Source organism: Paenibacillus sp. cl123 (assembly GCF_900101595.1).
Taxonomy (GTDB): domain Bacteria; phylum Bacillota; class Bacilli; order Paenibacillales; family NBRC-103111; genus Paenibacillus_G.
Map to the genome: position 1 here is coordinate 46,558 of NZ_FMYY01000005.1, position 16,813 is coordinate 63,370.

Genomic DNA, 16,813 nt, shown 5'->3' on the forward strand with positions numbered 1-16,813 from the left:
CGCTATGGTAGTAGGTGACGCATCTGTAGAGATTGACGTATTGGTCATTGGCGCAGGTCCCGGCGGTTACGTAGCGGCAATCCGCGCTGCGCAATTGGGCAAGAGCGTGCTGGTCGTGGACAAGGACGAAGTCGGCGGCGTGTGCTTGAACCGCGGCTGCATTCCGTCCAAGGCGCTCATTTCCGCGGCGCATCATTATGAAGTGGTCAGCCATTCGGAAGCGCTCGGCATTACCGCTGAGAACGTCAAGCTGGATTTCAGCAAGGTGCAGGCTTGGAAGGATGCCATCGTCAAGAAGCAAACCGGCGGCGTCAACATGCTGCTGAAGGGGAACAAAATTCAGTATTTCAATGGCGAAGCGCTGTTTATCAACGAGCATGAAGCGCGTGTGTTCAACGATAACGAAACGGCCCGCTACAAATTCAATCACTGCATCATCGCGACAGGCTCCCGCCCGATCGAGCTGAAGGCTTTCCCTTACGGCGGACGCATCCTGTCTTCGACTGAGGCGCTGTCGCTGCAGGAAGTGCCGAAGAGCCTGATCGTCATCGGCGGCGGCTACATCGGCATCGAGCTGGGGCAAACCTATGCCAAGCTGGGCGCGAAGGTAACTGTTCTGGAAGGCTCCGACTTCATCCTGCCGGGCTTCGAGAAGGAACTGACGAAGCTGGTTGAACGGAACCTGAAGAAGCTGAACGTCGAGATTGTGACCGAAGCGATGGCGCAATCTTGCGAGAAAACAGCCGACGATGTTACGGTTACGTACACGGTCAAGGGCGAGGAGAAGAAGGTAACCGCGGATTATGTGCTGGTTACTGTCGGACGCCGTCCGAATACCGATGGCGAGCTGTCGCTGGAGCTGGCGGGTGTCGAAGTCGGCGAGCGCGGCCTGATCAAGGTAAATGAGCAATGCCAGACGAATGTGCCGCATATCTATGCGATCGGCGATATCGTCCCGGGACTTGCATTGGCGCACAAAGCTTCGTATGAAGCGAAGGTTGCGGCCGAGTCCATCGCAGGACTGCCAAGCGTCGTCGACTACAAAGTGATTCCGGCTGTGGTCTTCTCCGATCCGGAGATCGCAGGGGTGGGCTTGAGCGAAGCGGAAGCGAAGGCGAAGGGCATCAATGTCGTTGTCGGCAAATTCCCTTACGCCGCCAACGGACGCGCGCAGTCGATGAACGCAACCGAAGGCTTCGTGAAGCTGGTTGGCGACAAAGACACTGGCTTGCTGGTCGGCGGCTTCGTCGTCGGTGCGGAAGCCTCCAACCTGATCTCCGAGCTGACGCTCGGCATCGAGATGGGTGCTACGCTTGAGGACATCGCTTTGACAATTCATGCGCATCCGACACTGGGCGAGATTACGATGGACGCGGCCGAAGGCGCGCTTGGCCATCCGATTCACCAGCTAGGCAAATAATCTAAGTCGTAGCCTGTAGAACCCTGCCGGAAGGCGGGGTTCTTTGGCTTGCCTGGCCGACGAGGCCCGCTACCCGTTTTTGGCGAAGGCCGCAATTCGCAAGCCGGAGGAAGCTCCCTAAATAATTGTCATTTATGCTATAATAAAAGGAAAAACAGGGAGCGATCAGATGGCGAGCAGAAGGTTGAAGCCGAAAAATGACTTTATTTTCCAACGTTTGTTCGGAGAACCCGAAACGAAGAGCAGTTTGATCTCTTTGTTGAATGCTATTCTGGGTTTGACAGGCAATGAACGTATTGCCGATCTGACGGTCATGGAAAATAAGCAGTTGGACAAGCAATTCATCGATGATAAGTCAGGCAGACTTGACGTGAGAGCCGAGACGGCTGACGGTGTGCTGATCGATATCGAGATTCAGTTAAGCAATCAGCGGAATATGGTGCGGCGCACGTTGTTTTACGCCAGCAAGCTGTATGCTGGTTCCATTAAAGCAGGGGGGAAATATGAGAATCTCAAGCGGACGGTAGCGATCAATATTATGGATTTCAAACTATTTGAATTTAAGCGATTCCACAGTTCGTTTCGATTTTACGAAGATCAGGAGGAACCCAAGTACTTGCTGACGGATGCGATGGAGCTGCATTTTATAGAATATCCGAAGTTTGCGGTGACAGCTAAAGATCTGAATGACCCGCTGCACCGCTGGCTGCTGTTTCTTGACGAGAAGGTGCCCGAAACTCAACTGAAGGAGCTGATAAACATGGATGCGGACATTCAAAAAACAGAGGAAAGACTGGCGTGGCTCAGCAGCGACGAGGAGACGCTCAGGTTGTATGAGGCTCGTGAGGAGGCGTTGATCGAGTATAACAGTCGAATGTCGGAGAGCAGACAAGAAGGATTGGAGCAGGGAATAGCAGAAGGAAGAGCAGAAGGAATAGTAGAAGGAAGAGCAGAAGGTAAAGCAGAGGCTAAAGCGGAGCTTGCCTGCAAGATGCTGGAGGAAGGCATAGGCCGGGATGTCATCCTGAAGCTGACCGGGCTGACGGAGAAAGAGCTTGAGAAGCTGGAGAAGGAAAAGAAATAAGTCGGCACCTGCCAAACGACACTTGCTGTCAATCACGATGTTTGTCTGAGTCCGTCATCATATTCGTGACAGCAGGGCCTGCGAAATCATGCGCAAGGCCCTGTTCGGCGTCTCCTGCCTCCCGGATAATGGAGAGCGGATAGCAGAGATGAAGCGAAGGAAGTGGACAAAATGAGAATGGAGCAAGTCGTGGTTGGCTTAGGCTTTACAGCTGTTGCAGGCGGCTTAGTCCGTATGGCGATGACGCCGGCGGCCCTGATATGGGGAACGGACAGCACACAGGAGCTTTGGGCGGGATTAATCGCATGCTGGCTGATGGCTATCGGTTCGCTGGGGCTGTTTCTGGCTCAGGTTCAGCAGACGGGTGTGCTGGGACTGATATCTTCTTTGGCTTTAACGCTGTCCAATATGATAACCGCATGCCTGGTCTGGTCGACGATGCTGGGCGCTGTGCCACCGGACGGTTCATTGGTTCTTCCCATAAACAGCCTATTGATGCTTGCGGGCCTGGTTATATTTGCGGCGGTGACCTGGAGAGGCGGGATTCTGCCTCGTTGGGCGGCCGTGCTGCTGCTGGTCTGGCCGTTCGTGACGCTTATTCCGGGAACGGAGGCATACGGAGCTGTCTTGTGGGGCTTGGCTTATATCGGTCTCGGGCTTCCCGTCTGGCTCAACAAAAAAGCCGCTCCCGTCAAAGGTTGGGCGGAGCTGTAACGGAAGCTGGATTCAGCTTCCAACAGCATGGCGGCGGCTTCAATTAGCTCCGAGTTTCACCGGATATATGTTTACGGCTAGCATACAGCCTTATCGCCCGCGTTCCCCTTCCATCAGCGTTCCGCCTCATCCTCATGCTGTGCGCCGATTCCCCTATTTCCCGGCTGCCGCCCGGTTTTTGCCTTTGTCGGATTGTCCGGCGTTTTCGCTGGCCGCGGCGCGGTTGTTCCGCATGTCCTCCACCGACTTCACCTGCAGGCGGGCGGCTCCCCGGTAGCTATCCCGGGTAGGCAGCCGGGGCTCTGCGGCGAGTCTGGCTTTGGCGGCGGCAATCGCATCCGCGTACTGGGGAAGCCAAGGTTCGCCGGCCACGAGCATCTCGTCGACCATCTGCCAGATTTCCTTCGGATTGCAGACGGCGCCGACGAGCGGGTCCATCATGAACGCTTGGCGCAGCAGGGCATCGTCCCCCCGAACGGCGGCTTCGACCGCCAGCCGCTGCACGGAGATGCTGACGCTGCAGACCGCGGCCGGTCCGAGCGGCAGGTCACCTACCGTCGGCATGGAGATGCCGTTGAAGTCCACATAACCGGGAGCTTCGATCACGGCATCTGCCGGCAGGTTGGCGATAATGCCGTTGTTCACCACGTTGAAGTGGCCGCGGTACAATCGGCCTGTCTCCAGCGCCTCGATGATATACGAGCCGTGCTCGTGCCCGCGCTTCTCCGGGGTAAACGTCATGGCCGGCTCCTTCATCCAGTTCGGGAAATCGGTCTCGAACCAGCTCCGCCCTTCCGTACAAACCCGCAAGTAACCGCCAGTTTCCCCGTTGATCCATGATCCTAGATCGATCCAGTCCAGCATCTCCTCCGGGCGCTTCCGGTACCAAGGCACGTATTCGCTCAGATGTCCGTTTGACTCGGTGCTGTAGTAGCCGAAGCGGCGCAGCATATCGATGCGCACCTTCTCGGTGCGGGCAAAATCTTCATGACGCTCGAACGCCGCCAGCAGCTCGCCGGTCAGATCCCGGCCTTTATGCCGGATCTGGATATACCAGGTCTGGTGATTGATGCCCGCGCAAATAATATCCACTTCCTCCTGCTGCAGGCCGAACACTTCGGCAATTTGCCGGTGTCCGTGCTGGACGCCATGGCACAGGCCGACGGTGCGCACGCCGCCGTATTTATTGCAGGCCCAGGTCAGCATAGCCATCGGATTGGCATAATTCAGCAGCAGCGCGTCCGCCGCTGCGACTTCGCGGATATCGCGGCAAATATCGAGCATGACCGCGATGCCCCGCTGACTGTACATGATGCCCCCGGCGCAAAGCGTATCCCCTACGCATTGATCTACGCCGTATTTCAGCGGTATGTCCACATCATGGGCGAACGCTTCCAAGCCTCCTACGCGAATGGTGCAGAAAATATATTTGGCCCCGCGCAGCGCCTCCCGGCGGTCCGTCGTGGCCTGGATCGTGACGTTCAACCCGTTCTCTGCGATATCGCGGCGGCACAGCTCGGTCACCATCTCCAGGTTATGCTCATGGATGTCTGTAAATGCAACCTCAATCTCGTGAAATTCCGGCACAGTGAGCAGATCCCGCAAAATTCCCCTTGTAAAACCGATGCTTCCCGCCCCGATAAAAGCGACCTTGAATGACATCCCGATAACCTCCGTTTAGGTATGGATATAAGTGCTGCTGTCTCTTACTCAAGCCGATTGTATCAGGATGGGAGCGTGAAAGGTTACCAAGATCGTGACTTGCCGCAAGCGTCCTTGTCAGAAATCGTCACTTCGTTCCGGAACCCGCGCCTCGGCGCGAATCGATCTGCGAAATTCCGTTGGCGTAAGTCCCGTCTGCTTCTTGAACAAGGAATGAAAATATTGCCGGCTTCCTACGCCGACATAGTCGGCTACGTCCAGAATGGGAATATCGGTATGCAGCAGCATCTTCGCCTTCTCGATCCGCAAGTCCGTCAAATAGCCGGTCAGCGACCTGCCCGTCTGCGTCCGGAAAATCCGGTGCAGATAGCCCGGATGCAGGCTGACGGCCGCCGCGATATCCTTCACGCGGATGTCGCGGTCATAATTATGATGCATGAATTCGACGCATTGTCTGATGTAATAGTCGGCATGCGGCTGCCGGCTGTCCTCCGCGCTGCGCTGCAGCCGCGCGATCCGTATCAGCAGCTGCATCATCTGCAGCCGGATGAGGAGCCGGCTGTTTTTGTCTTTTCCATCTAGCTCCAGCACCAGGCTTTTCAACAGATGATATACCTCGTCCGGATCGCGCAGCACGATATGGGCGAGCCCGGCGGCGAGCAGCCGCCCAAGAGGTTCATCTTGGGCCGACAGCAGTCGTACCGAAGGAAACGGATCGTCCGGCCGGCAAGGCTCGAAGCGGAACTCGATGTTCAGCATCCGGCAGGGCAAGCCGTCCTCCACGATCAGCCGGTGGGGAATGTCGGCGTTCAACAGGATGAACTCTCCTTTTTTGAGCAGGACGCGCTCTATGTGCTTTCCCTGCTGCAGATCGACCCGGCAATGTCCCGAGATGATATACATAATTTCGGTGTCGGCATGCTGATGAAAGGCCATCTGGAACGAGATCCATTGCTTGAAATAATAAGCTCGTACGCGAGGGTGATAATCGCCCTCAAGCAAGCCGGCTTGAAATAAGCTTTGCTCCGCCATGCTGCATCCCCCTGTATTGTGTAAATATCCGCTCCTGCCCCTATCATGCCGAATATCCGGCAGGAGCACAAGCGGCGAATGACTCCGCAAGCCCGGTAAAGGCCCGGAGCCGGGGCCTCATTATCCCGCTCTGTCCCGATTGTACAATCGCAGGAAACGGCCGTTTCCTTGGATATGCAATTGCCGGAAACGGAAACGGGGCTTAGGATGGGGAGCAGAAACTGAATTCAACAAGGCAGGTGGAAAGATGAACGCGGTCAAGTCACAAGCAGACGGAATGTCTGCGATCTCCAGCCGACCGGGTTACCGGGAAGGGAAGCAATTGAAGCGGAGAGGCTGGATGCGGGATATAAGCAGAGACCGGTACCTGTACCTGCTTGCGCTCCCGATGGTGCTCTATTTTCTTATTTTCAAATATGTGCCGATGTGGGGGCTCGTCATCTCGTTTCAGGAGTATTCCCCCTATACGGGGATTGCCGGTAGTCCTTGGGTCGGCCTGGAGCATTTTCAGCGCTTTTTCGCTCATCCGGATTTTTGGAAGCTGCTGCGCAATACATTTGCGATCAATTTGTTCGGGCTTGTATTTTTCTTTCCGCTGCCGATCCTGCTGTCCATTCTTTTGAATGAAATGCGGCATCAAGCCTACAAGCGGATTTTGCAGTCCATCGTCTACCTGCCGCATTTTCTGTCGTGGGTCATTATCGCTGGAATCACTTTTCTGATGCTGTCGCAGTCCAAAGGCATCGTCAACGAGCTGATTGCGTGGATGGGCTATGAAAAGATCGATTTCCTGAGCGATTCCCGGCTGTTCTGGATCAATCTGACGTTGCAGTCCATCTGGAAGGATGCGGGCTGGGGGACGATCATCTTCCTCGCGGCGATCGCGGGCATCGACCCCGGCTTGTATGAAGCGGCCAAAATCGACGGAGCCGGCCGGTTCCGCCAAATGTGGCATGTCACCTTGCCGGGCATCCGCAACGTCATCATGATCCTGCTGATCCTGAGAATCGGGCATATGATGGATGTCGGCTTCGAGCAGGTATTTCTGATGATGAACGGAGCTGTATCCGATGTGGCGGATGTATTCGATACTTATGTTTACCGGTCGGGGATTCAGCAAGGACAATTCAGCTACAGCACGGCCGTCGGCTTCTTCAAGTCGGTTGTAGGACTTGTTCTGGTTATCGGCGCTAACCGGTTGGCCAAGAAGTTCGGTCAGGAAGGCATTTATTAAAAATCAAGCGAGGCGATAGCTATGAGCCAGGCCCATAAAGACCGTTTATTTGACGCATGCAATTATGTTCTATTGACCTTGATTACATTGGTCTGTCTGTTCCCGCTGTACTATGTGTTCGTCGTCTCCTTCACCCACCCGGATGAGTATATCCGCAAAGGCTTCGTGCTGTTCCCCGAGCATTGGAGCCTGACCTCCTACAGCTATCTGCTCTCGAACAGCGATTTTGCGAAAGCTACGGGCGTCAGCTTCTACCTGGCGACGGTCGGTACGGCTCTAAGTCTGATCATAACGGCTTCAGGCGCTTATGCCTTGTCGAGAAAGCGGCTGCGGGGGAGGCGGGTCCTGCTGATTCTCATTTTGCTGACGACCTTGTTCAGTCCGGGGATTATTCCCAACTACTTGCTGGTCCGGGAGCTGGGGCTGATCAACAGCCTTTGGGCGCTTATCGTTCCGGTATTGTCCAACGGGTTTTATGTGATTTTGATGAAAGGTTTCTTCGACAGCATCCCCGATGAACTGGAGGAGTCCGCCAAGATGGACGGAGCCAGCGATATCGGCGTGTTTTTCCGGATTATATTGCCGTTGTCTTTGGCGGCGCTCGCGGCATTCGGACTGTTCTATGCGGTGGCTTACTGGAACACCTTCTTCTCGGCCGTGCTGTACATCAATGATACGGATAAACGTCCGCTCCAGGTTCTGCTGCAAATCATGCTGATCGATTCCTCGACGACCGCATCCGGAGATGTGGCCCGCGAGCTGGCGGCGGAGCAGACAATTCCCACCGAAACGTTAAAGATGGCGGCTGTCGTCATCGCCACGGTGCCGATTGTGCTCGTGTATCCGTTTTTGCAGAAGCATTTCTCCAAAGGGGTCATGCTTGGTTCCATCAAGGGTTGACCCAAGCGGCTGCCGTTCTTGACGGGGATGATGAAATCCGCGCTGCCGCTTCAGGAAATGAGCGCGGTTTCTTTGACCATACGATTGAAAGCGTTATAATCAAAGAGATGAAGGGGATGACAGGAAAGATGAACAAAAGCAGATGGATGGGGTTATCATTGGCGGTTGCGGTGACAAGCGTTGGCTTGCTGGCGGGCTGTGCGAAGGAAGAGGGAGGGGCTGTAAACGGCGAGGCGGGCTCGTCTGCTCCGGCTGCGCCGACACCGATCAAAATTTTTCTGAATCAGCAGACGCCCGAGGTGCTGCCTTCGAATAACCCCGTTCTACAGGAAATCGAGAAGCGGACGAATACGAAGCTGCAGATCCAATGGGTGCCGAGCAATACGCTGAATGACAAAACGAAGGTTACTTTGGCCTCCGGGGATATTCCCGATCTGATGCTGATCACCAATATATTCGATCCCCAATTCGTGACGATGATGAAGCAGGGGGCCTTCTGGGATTTGACGCCGTTCATCAAGAGTTATCCGAATATGAGCGCGCTGCCGGAGCAAATCTGGAAGGATGCGAGCAGCGGGGGCAAAAGCTACGGTCTGCCGAGAATCCGGCCGATGGAGGGCGGAGGCAGCATGCCGATGCTGCGCAAGGACTGGCTCGACAAGCTCAAGCTGGACGTGCCGGTGACGATGGAGGACATGTATCAGGTAGCCAAGGCATTCACCCAGCTTGACCCGGACGGCAACGGCAAAAACGATACGTTCGGCATCACCGGGCATCTGGAAGTCGATCATATGGGCAGCTTGAACTGGGTGGAGCAAGTATTTACAGGCAACACGGGCAAGTGGAAGCTGATAGACGGGCAGCTTGCGCCTACTGTATTTGACCCGGGCATGAGAGAGGCTCTGATCTGGATGAATCGGCTGTACAGCGAGAAGCTCATTACCCCGGACTTCTCGATTATGAAAAGTACGCAAGCACGCGACGAACTGATGGCAGGGAAGGCAGGCATGTTGGGATCGGCGATGAATCCGCAGTGGCTGTTCACGGAAGCGATCCGCAAGCATACTCCGCAAGGCGATATGCTGCCTGTCGTGTCCTTAACCGGTCCTTACGGCAAGTTTGTGGATAAGCAATCCGGCGTATTCGGCATGTTCGTCATCCCCAAGACGGTGCCGGAGGCCAAGATGAAGAAGCTGCTGGAATTTATGGACTTCGGCTACTCGGATGAAGGCTCCGACCTGGCGCTGTACGGTATCAAGGGCGTTCACTATACCGAGCAGGGCGATATGAAGATTGCGACGGAGCAGGCCAAGACCGATATGGTCGGACAAAACATTTTGGGGCAAATGTACGGGAAATATGAGAAATATCAGCGCGCATTCCTGACGGGCATCCCGGCTGACCTCTACGAGCGGAACAAAAAGATCATCGACCAGCGTGCGGAAATCAGCAAAGCGGATGAAGCGTACGGACTGGAATCGGCGACATATATCAAGGTAGGCAAGGATATAGACAAAAGCATTCAGGACATGAAGGTCAAAGTGATGCTGGGCAAGGTGCCGTTAACGGATTGGGATAAATTTGTGAGCGATTTGAAAAATAATAATGACTTCAAGCAAATTATCAAGGAAATGAACGAAGCTTATAAAAATCGGTAAGACGGCTGCCCGCAGCCTGATCGAAACCGGTTCGGGAGGGACAGGGAGTGGGGGCGAGGGCCAGGAAACCGTTTTTGCGCAAAAGCTTTTACATCATTCTGCTGCTCACATGCATCCCTTCCCTGCTGACGGGCATGTTCGTATATGTGTTCGGAACAAGCCAGATCGAGCGGGAGATCAACAGCATCCATGTCAATCAGCTGCAGCGGGCCGTGCAAGGGATCGACCGCGATTTGACCGATCTAGAGCTGGTTTCCTCCCAGTGGACGATTAATCCGGTGTTGGACGGCACGCTAAGGGCGGCCGATCCCGAGGTTTCTTTCGAGCAGATTCATAACCTCTATAAGACGCTTGCCTCAATGAAGGGCAGCAATCCGATGGTCGACGCGATTTATCTGTACATCAAGAAATCCGGCATGCTGGTGTCCGACCTCCAGGGCGCCAAGCGCTTGTCCGAGGATGAAAGGCGGCGCGTGGAGGAGCTGCTCGGCCAGGAGAGGGATATCTACTGGGTCACTGGCGACGAGCGGACGCCGCAACTATTTTCCCATGCGCGGCATCTGCTGGTCACCCAATCCCCGGCAGGCTCCCAGCAGAGGCTCGGGGCGATTTTCCTGACGATCGATGAAGAGCGTTTGAACCAGCTTGTCGGCACAGCTCAGTGGAGCGGGGATTCGCCGGTGCTGCTGCTGAACGGACAAGGCCAGCCGATCTCCTACGGTCATGAGGGACGGGGAGGCGTTGGAGGGCTTGGAGAACGCGAAGGGCATGGAGGAAACGAAGGACACGGGGGACGTGAAGGGCTGGAGGCTTCCTTGCAGCAGGCTGTGATGAATAAGGAGGGCTCGAGCGGGACGTATCTGACCGATTGGAAGCAGGAAAGCTACAGCGTGTCGTATTCCCGCTTCTCGCGACTCGGAGAAACCTGGACCTATATCACGGCAACGCCCTTGTCCGGCTTGACCGCTCCGGTCGTAACCTTGTCCCGCATTATTGCGGCTATCGGCCTGACCGTGCTGGGCTTGTCGCTCATTATTTCCTGGCTGGCCTCCCGACACTTGTACAGGCCGCTGCACCGGCTGCTTGAGCGCCTGAACGCTACCTTCCGGAACGTCGAGCTGGAGGACGGCGACGGCGGCAAGGATGAATTCGATTGGCTGGAGAAGCAGTGGACATCCGTAACGAGGGAAAGCAGGCTGCTGCAGACGCGGCTGGAGGAGAGCCTGCCCCTGCAGCGGGAAGGTTTCTTTCTGCAGCTCGTTCAAGGCCATCTGTATTCGCTGACGGAATCCGAGCTGCGCCAGCGCATGAGCCTGCTCGGCTGGGAGACGCACGAGCGCTGCTTCAGCGTCTCCGTCTTCTATCTGAGCGGCTTCCCGGAGCTTTCGGAGAGGTTCTCCGAAGGCGATGAGCCGCTCGTTACATTTGCTGCGGCCAATGTGATTAACGAGGTGGCGCGCAGGCGCTTCGACCAGGCGCATGTGATTCATTTCCAGGACTTGCATGTTGGTCTGGTTGCCGCAGCTCCGGGGCAGCGTGAGCAGCTGCGCTCTGTCGTGCTGGCGACGATTCGGGAGGCGATGGACGCCTTGACGCAGACGCTCCGGCTCCAGGTTACTGTCAGCCTCGGGAAGAGCGCCGACCGCGCCGACCGCATAGCCGAGGCGATGGAAGAGGCGCTGCATGCGCTGCGTTACCGGAATATGAATGAAAGCCAGCAAATTCTCGACATGGAAGAATGGATCGCCCACGGAGACAGCCGGTTTGAGTATCCGTTCGATGAGGAGAAGGCCATTGTTCAGGCATTCAAGATGGGACTGGCGGAGGAAACGACGGCGCTGCTGGAGCCGTTCATGCTTCGTCTGGAGCGGCAGTCGGCGCGGCAGCTTCACGTACAGCAAGGGATGACGCAGCTGCTGGGCAACCTGCATCATGCGATCCTGCAGGCGGGATTTGATCCGTCCGAGCTCTACGAGGGAGCGAACCATTACGTGGAGCTGAGCGAGCTGAAGGATGCCGACAAGATGAAGAAATGGTTCGCTCACAGAGTCATCGAGCCGTATATTCAGGTCTATTTGTCTTCGCAGCAGCTGCATATGAAACAGCTCGCGGAGCAAATTATCCGGTATCTCGAGCAAAGCTACGCGCGGGATATTTCGCTGGAGCAGTGTGCCGACAAGCTCGGCACTTACCCCAAGAAAATCAATCAGGCGATCAAGCTGGCAACGGGGATGACCTTTGTCGATTATTTGACGAGCTTCCGGATGGAGAAGGCGAAGCGGTTTCTGGTGGAAACGGACGAGAAGATCAATGATATCGCCGAGAAGGTCGGCTATCAGCCGTCCTATTTCAACCGCTTGTTCAAGCGACAGGAGGGCGTAACGCCCGGGCAATACCGGGAGCGGCGGGAGCGGGGGTAGGCGCAGATTGGGCTTATGGCTTCCAGGTGAGCCAGAGGCTCATTGAGGCAGGCGATTTTCGGCAGATGAGAAAGAGGCGTTTCTAGGAGCAGTTTTCTGCTTAAGGATGCGCCTCTTTAAATTTATTTGGGGCCTGTCAGCTAGGGCCGCGGCATCTGCCGTTCTGGCTCATACGATAAAGCGAAGTTATCGCGCAAGGAGGGGGAGTGTCGCCGGAATGCTCCATTCCAAGATTAAAACGATCCGTCATCGTGTCGGCAAAAATCATTATTTGATCATCCAGATATTCCAGTCCGCTTCAGCGAAGGCGTTTTCGGGAAACGTGCTGGCCAGCAACGCGGTCAATGTAAAGATCTACAAGTCGGCTAAACGAAAATAGGACAGGAGTGAACGAAAGCATGAAGAAGAAACGGAAATCGTTTACGAACAAGGAAGCCCGCAATGCGGTGAAGGTCGGTCAGCGCGCCAGAGCCAGCACCGGGCAGGGAGGCAATGCATTCGCTATCAATGCCTCGGACGTAGGCGTCGTCCGCACGGATGTCGCGCCCGGCAGGTAGCTCGGATCAAGCGGTTGGAGCGGATGAGCCCTAAACTCGGGTCAAGCGGGCTGGATCTGATCAGCCATACGGGTGATAGGGGTTGAGGTAGCCGTTTCCGATGACCGGGTTTGCGTGTGGCATCGGCTCTTGCGGAGCGAAATGGACATAACTGGGAGGTATCTGAGCGTATCCTCCCGGCCCCGGTGCGCGCATGGCGTTCGGATGTTGAGGATAAGGCTGATGATGCCCCTGCTGCTGCTGGGCATGTTGGGCATGCTGGGCATGCTGGTCTTGCTGGCCGCAATGAGCGGGAGGGCCGATGACTGTCGTGTCGCTGATGGGAGCGAGCGCCTCTCTGAGCTTCGCTTCATCCAGACAATAGGTATGCGACAGCAGGCCTGCCGGAGCGAGCCGAAGAAAGTCGGATACCGCGATAAACTCGGGAACCGGGGCATCGAATACGGCCAGCAGGTGCGTGTGATTTTCTGTAGCCACCTCCCAATGGAACCAGCCCTGCGGCACATTGGCGACCTGGCCGGGCTTGATGGTGAAGCTGAGCAGTTCTTTCGTAAACGGGTTGATCAAAGAAACTACCGCCGCCCCGGATATACAGTATACAAGCTCTGAAGCGTTCTGATGGACATGCGGCTCCACCACATTGCCCAAGCTTAGACGTATATCCAGCAAAGATACGTTGCCAAGGGTATTAAGCTGGCTGATTCCGAGCGCGTTGATGTAATTATGACTGTTTTTCGTGAAAAACCGGTTATTGTTCATATCAAAGGTGAATTGGGTATGAGGCGAAGTAAAATCCATGTAAGATACGGCCATCTGATCATTCCTCCCGTTTAATCGTAGTATTTATGCATGAAAACCTCAGGTTGGGTGCCCGGATATATCTAACTCGGCAGTGTGCCGATGGCGGGATTCCCTATGTTCTTCCGTAGGCATTGTCAGCGATGCAGGAAATAATCTACTGTATTCCGGAGCAAGCGGGATTATGTTTTCGTGCGGAAGGCGGAGTGGAGAGATGGACAGTTGGACGGCTGGAGAGTGTTGGAGTGCTGGAGAACAGGGGGCTGGAAAGTTGGAGACTGTTGTGGAGTGCTGGAGAACAGGGGGAGCTGGAAGGCTGGAAAGTTGGAGACTGTTGTGGAGTGCTGGAGAACAGGGGAGCTGGAAGGCTGGAAAGTTGGAGACTGTTGGAGTGCCGGAGAACAGGGGAGCCGGAAAGCCATTGTGGCAGAGCTCCATCAGCTTGACCAGCCCCCGAGCTTCCTATATGCTAGAGGAAGAATCGAATACGACCATGGGAGTCCGGGGGGAACCGGGCTGAGAGTACGGCTGAGCCGCCGTTAACCATTTGAACCTGTTGGGTCATGCCAGCGTAGGGAGAGGTGGATCAACACACTTTGCTTAAGTCGCGGGGTGTGTTTTTTTGGATGCAAGTTAGCAGGCAGGAACAAGGAGAGAGACAGAATGTCCTATTTGGACTTTGAGCGCATCACCCATACATACAGCCGGGAAGGACAGCCGGTCCTGCGGGACTTGAGCCTGCGGGTGGCAAAAGGAGAGTTCGTCTCGCTGCTCGGAAGAAGCGGCTGCGGCAAGACGACGCTGCTGAAGATGGCTGCCGGTCTGCTGAAGCCTTCGGCAGGAAGCGTGCGGATCGGAGGCGAAGCCGTGACGAAGCCGCCCGAGCGGATGGGGATGGTATTTCAAGCCCCGACTCTGCTCGAATGGCTGACAGTGCTGGACAATGTGCTGCTGCCGGTCGCGCTGCGCGGCAAGCCGACCAAGGCCGACCGCGATGCGGCGGAATCCCAGTTGGCGCGACTGGGGCTCAACGGCTTCGGGCCTAAATTCCCGAGCCAGCTGTCGGGCGGCCAGCAGAGCCGCGTAGCGCTGGCGCGAGCGCTGATGCGTGAGCCGTCGCTGCTGCTGCTCGACGAGCCGTTCGCTGCGCTGGATGCGCTGACGCGGGAAGAACTGCAAGAGGAGCTGCTGCAGCTGTGCGCAGCCCGGACGATGACAGTGCTGTTCATCACGCATGATATTGCTGAGGCCGTGTACGTATCGGACCGTGTCGTCATGCTGCAGGATGGGGGCGTCGCCGGGGATGCGCAGGTCCCGCTGCCGGCTCCGCGGCATTACAAGCTCCGCTATGAGGAGCCTTTCAACAAGCTGTGCCTCGCCCTGCGGCAAATGATGGAAGGCGGTGAGCGCCATGAACATGAACGGCGAGCGTAATCGTACAAGCCGCGGCGGATGGCTGTCAGCTGCGCTGCTTGTCATACTGCTGCTGGTCTGGGAGCTGGGCGTTCGGCTCAGCGGCGTCTCCGCGCTTGTGCTGCCCGCTCCGACAGTTGTGGCAGCCGCCCTGTGGAAAGGACTGTCCAGCGGCTACTTTATCCCGCATATCGGACAGACGGTGCTGGAGATTGTGCTCGGGCTGCTGCTGGGAGGCGCGCTTGGCTTGCTGATCGGCATCGGGATGGGCGAGTGGAGCTGGCTGCGAAGGCTGCTTTCTCCTTATGTTATTGCCAGCCAGGCGGTGCCCAAGCTGGCCCTGGCGCCGTTGTTCATGATCTGGTTCGGCTTCGGCACGACGCCGAAGGTTGTCATTACGGCGCTGATCGCTTTTTTTCCGCTGCTGGAAAGCACGGTGACCGCGATTCAATATGTCGATCCGCTCAAGCAGGAGCTGTTTCGCGTGCTGGGGGCTTCGCGCTGGCAGACGTTGTATCGGCTGAAGCTGCCGGCCGGGCTGCCGGGCATGCTGGCCGGCGTGCGGGTAGCGGTCGTGCTCGCGGTTGTGGGCGCGGTAGTCGGCGAGTTTATAGGGGGAAGCAAAGGGCTCGGGGCGCTGCTGATCGCGTCGCAAGGGATGATGGATACGCCGCTCATGTTTGCGGTGCTGCTGCTGCTGACGGTGCTCGGCATGGCGTTGTATCAGCTCGTGCTGGCCGTCGAACGGATCAAGCTTAGACCATATAAGAGGGAGAACGACCAATGAATAAGCCATCATGGACCATACCGGCGGCCCTGCTGCTCGCGGGGAGTCTGCTGCTGTCTGCATGCGGGTCAGGCGCGGCAACGAAGGGAATGGAGAAAGAAGGACCGGGAGGAGCGGCTGCGCCAGCCGCGCAAACTCAGAAGCTCGTCATGGCGAGCTGGAGCAAGCCGATCGCCGAGCAGACGAATTTGTATCAGGCCGAGGCGCAAGGCTGGTTCAAGGAGAAGGGCATCGACTTTACCTTCGTGCCTGGCGCTGGCGGGGGCGATGCGATCAAAAACATTTTGACGAAACAGGCGGATATTGCCTTCACTGACCCGGGATCGCTGTATTTCGCGCTGGAGAAAGGCGAGAAGCTGCGCGTCATTTACAACATTTATCCGCAAAATGTATTCAACGTGGTATCGCTGAAGGAGAAGGGCATCCGTGAGCCAAAGGATCTGAAAGGGAAAAAAATCGGCGTATACAGTCTGGCCAGCGGAACCCGGCATAATCTGCTTGTGCTGCTGCATCAGGCGGGATTGTCGGAGAAGGACGTCACGATTATCGAGACGGGGGTGTCGAATTTCGCTCCGCTGATTCAAGGCCAGGTTGATGCGACCGCTGCGACGGATACGGGGCTGGCCGATGCGAAGCTGAAGGGGCTGGGCGAGGTGAACGAGCTGCGGGTGGCCGATTCGTTGAATGTGCCGAGCGATGTGTTTGTCGTAACGGAGGAGACGTTGACCCAGAAGAAGGAGCTGCTGAAAAGCTTCCTGGCTGTATACAAGCGCAGCGCCCAGTGGATGATCGACAAGCCGGAGGAGGCGGCGGCCGTGGCTGTTGCCAAAGCGATCGACGGGCAGGACAAAGCTCGCAATAGGGAAGTGATCAAGCTGCGCAATGCCTCGGCGCTGACGCCGGGCGGACAGCCGCTCGGTACGCTGGATGCGGCTTTGCTGCAGCAGGGGGCCGACTTGTACAAGCGGCTGGGGCTGATCCAGAAGGACTTGAGTCTAAAGGATATCGTGACCAATGAGCTGTTGCCCATAGAGGAAGGCGCGAAGAAATAACCCGGGCTGCTGAAAAGTTCAGGAGGCAAGCAGGCGAGAGAGGAAGGCAAGGGAGTACTAACCTGCTCGCCGACTAACCGAC

General features: G+C 56.4%; 15 protein-coding genes and 1 riboswitch. Of the genes, 12 read left to right on the forward strand and 3 right to left on the reverse strand.

Annotated elements, in window-relative coordinates:
• Window positions 1-4: 4 nt before the first annotated feature.
• The 3 genes from lpdA to BLR08_RS11140 all read left to right on the forward strand — a co-directional run bounded on the left by lpdA (window position 5) and on the right by BLR08_RS11140 (window position 3,218).
• Window positions 5-1,420, forward strand: a complete 1,416-nt coding sequence (lpdA, locus tag BLR08_RS11130) for a dihydrolipoyl dehydrogenase (RefSeq protein WP_072329433.1) — start codon at window positions 5-7, stop codon at window positions 1,418-1,420.
• A 169-nt stretch (window positions 1,421-1,589) separates the two neighbouring features.
• On the forward strand, window positions 1,590-2,504 hold the full coding sequence (locus BLR08_RS11135) for an Rpn family recombination-promoting nuclease/putative transposase (protein WP_072329432.1): 915 nt from the start codon (window positions 1,590-1,592) through the stop codon (window positions 2,502-2,504).
• A gap of 171 nt (window positions 2,505-2,675) precedes the next feature.
• Window positions 2,676-3,218 carry a hypothetical protein gene (locus tag BLR08_RS11140; protein WP_072329431.1) on the forward strand — a complete coding sequence of 181 codons (543 nt, stop codon included), beginning with the start codon at window positions 2,676-2,678 and terminating at the stop codon, window positions 3,216-3,218.
• A 153-nt stretch (window positions 3,219-3,371) separates the two neighbouring features.
• Here the strand turns inward: BLR08_RS11140 and BLR08_RS11145 are convergent, their stop codons facing one another.
• Window positions 3,372-4,880, reverse strand: a complete 1,509-nt coding sequence (locus BLR08_RS11145) for an alpha-glucosidase/alpha-galactosidase (RefSeq protein ID WP_072329430.1) — start codon at window positions 4,878-4,880, stop codon at window positions 3,372-3,374.
• Between the two features lie 117 nt (window positions 4,881-4,997).
• Entirely contained in the window at window positions 4,998-5,912 is a 915-nt protein-coding gene (locus tag BLR08_RS11150; RefSeq protein ID WP_072329429.1) for an AraC family transcriptional regulator, read from the reverse strand.
• A gap of 247 nt (window positions 5,913-6,159) precedes the next feature.
• Between BLR08_RS11150 and BLR08_RS11155 the strand changes: the two genes are divergently transcribed.
• From BLR08_RS11155 to BLR08_RS31095, 6 genes are all read left to right on the forward strand, one after another.
• The gene (locus BLR08_RS11155) at window positions 6,160-7,146 is read left to right on the forward strand and encodes an ABC transporter permease (RefSeq protein ID WP_072329428.1); all 987 of its coding nucleotides are present in this window, start codon (window positions 6,160-6,162) and stop codon (window positions 7,144-7,146) included.
• A 21-nt stretch (window positions 7,147-7,167) separates the two neighbouring features.
• Window positions 7,168-8,046: a carbohydrate ABC transporter permease gene (locus BLR08_RS11160; RefSeq protein WP_072329427.1), complete on the forward strand. Its 879-nt coding sequence runs from the start codon at window positions 7,168-7,170 to the stop codon at window positions 8,044-8,046.
• Window positions 8,047-8,174: 128 nt separating this feature from the next.
• Window positions 8,175-9,704: an extracellular solute-binding protein gene (locus tag BLR08_RS11165; protein WP_072329483.1), complete on the forward strand. Its 1,530-nt coding sequence runs from the start codon at window positions 8,175-8,177 to the stop codon at window positions 9,702-9,704.
• A gap of 74 nt (window positions 9,705-9,778) precedes the next feature.
• Window positions 9,779-12,124, forward strand: coding sequence for a helix-turn-helix domain-containing protein (locus BLR08_RS11170; protein WP_143014364.1), 2,346 nt, complete (start codon window positions 9,779-9,781; stop codon window positions 12,122-12,124).
• 217 nt (window positions 12,125-12,341) lie between these two features.
• Window positions 12,342-12,503 (forward strand): hypothetical protein, encoded by a 162-nt coding sequence (locus BLR08_RS31090; protein WP_176835485.1) that lies wholly within the window; start codon window positions 12,342-12,344, stop codon window positions 12,501-12,503.
• 19 nt (window positions 12,504-12,522) lie between these two features.
• Complete coding sequence (locus BLR08_RS31095) at window positions 12,523-12,681, forward strand: hypothetical protein (RefSeq protein WP_176835486.1); 159 nt, start codon at window positions 12,523-12,525, stop codon at window positions 12,679-12,681.
• Between the two features lie 60 nt (window positions 12,682-12,741).
• Here BLR08_RS31095 and BLR08_RS11175 read toward each other — a convergent pair whose 3' ends face one another.
• Window positions 12,742-13,494: a cupin domain-containing protein gene (locus BLR08_RS11175; RefSeq protein WP_072329425.1), complete on the reverse strand. Its 753-nt coding sequence runs from the start codon at window positions 13,492-13,494 to the stop codon at window positions 12,742-12,744.
• Between the two features lie 468 nt (window positions 13,495-13,962).
• Window positions 13,963-14,076, forward strand: a riboswitch (TPP riboswitch).
• A 66-nt stretch (window positions 14,077-14,142) separates the two neighbouring features.
• Here BLR08_RS11175 and BLR08_RS11180 point away from each other — a divergent pair.
• From BLR08_RS11180 to BLR08_RS11190, 3 genes are read left to right on the forward strand one after another with little or no spacing between them, the layout of a single operon-like run.
• A complete protein-coding gene (locus BLR08_RS11180) occupies window positions 14,143-14,913 on the forward strand; it encodes an ABC transporter ATP-binding protein (RefSeq protein WP_072329424.1) in 771 nt (256 codons plus the stop codon).
• On the forward strand, window positions 14,891-15,679 hold the full coding sequence (locus BLR08_RS11185; protein ID WP_256257524.1) for an ABC transporter permease: 789 nt from the start codon (window positions 14,891-14,893) through the stop codon (window positions 15,677-15,679). Before BLR08_RS11180 ends, BLR08_RS11185 begins: the two co-directional genes overlap by 23 nt.
• Window positions 15,676-16,731, forward strand: coding sequence for an ABC transporter substrate-binding protein (locus tag BLR08_RS11190; protein WP_072329423.1), 1,056 nt, complete (start codon window positions 15,676-15,678; stop codon window positions 16,729-16,731). The genes BLR08_RS11185 and BLR08_RS11190 overlap by 4 nt, the downstream gene beginning before the upstream one ends.
• The last annotated feature ends 82 nt before the right edge of the window (window positions 16,732-16,813 follow it).

Coding starts and splice junctions, on each gene's coding strand:
- BLR08_RS11165 (WP_072329483.1), top strand. CDS start 8,175: ATGAACAAAAGCAGATGGATGGGGTTATCATTGGCGGTTGCGGTGACA.
- BLR08_RS11135 (WP_072329432.1), top strand. CDS start 1,590: ATGGCGAGCAGAAGGTTGAAGCCGAAAAATGACTTTATTTTCCAACGT.
- BLR08_RS11140 (WP_072329431.1), top strand. CDS start 2,676: ATGAGAATGGAGCAAGTCGTGGTTGGCTTAGGCTTTACAGCTGTTGCA.
- BLR08_RS11145 (WP_072329430.1), bottom strand. CDS start 4,880: ATGTCATTCAAGGTCGCTTTTATCGGGGCGGGAAGCATCGGTTTTACA.
- BLR08_RS11160 (WP_072329427.1), top strand. CDS start 7,168: ATGAGCCAGGCCCATAAAGACCGTTTATTTGACGCATGCAATTATGTT.
- BLR08_RS11190 (WP_072329423.1), top strand. CDS start 15,676: ATGAATAAGCCATCATGGACCATACCGGCGGCCCTGCTGCTCGCGGGG.
- BLR08_RS11180 (WP_072329424.1), top strand. CDS start 14,143: ATGTCCTATTTGGACTTTGAGCGCATCACCCATACATACAGCCGGGAA.
- BLR08_RS11150 (WP_072329429.1), bottom strand. CDS start 5,912: ATGGCGGAGCAAAGCTTATTTCAAGCCGGCTTGCTTGAGGGCGATTAT.
- lpdA (WP_072329433.1), top strand. CDS start 5: ATGGTAGTAGGTGACGCATCTGTAGAGATTGACGTATTGGTCATTGGC.
- BLR08_RS11155 (WP_072329428.1), top strand. CDS start 6,160: ATGAACGCGGTCAAGTCACAAGCAGACGGAATGTCTGCGATCTCCAGC.
- BLR08_RS31090 (WP_176835485.1), top strand. CDS start 12,342: ATGCTCCATTCCAAGATTAAAACGATCCGTCATCGTGTCGGCAAAAAT.
- BLR08_RS31095 (WP_176835486.1), top strand. CDS start 12,523: ATGAAGAAGAAACGGAAATCGTTTACGAACAAGGAAGCCCGCAATGCG.
- BLR08_RS11185 (WP_256257524.1), top strand. CDS start 14,891: ATGAACATGAACGGCGAGCGTAATCGTACAAGCCGCGGCGGATGGCTG.
- BLR08_RS11175 (WP_072329425.1), bottom strand. CDS start 13,494: ATGGCCGTATCTTACATGGATTTTACTTCGCCTCATACCCAATTCACC.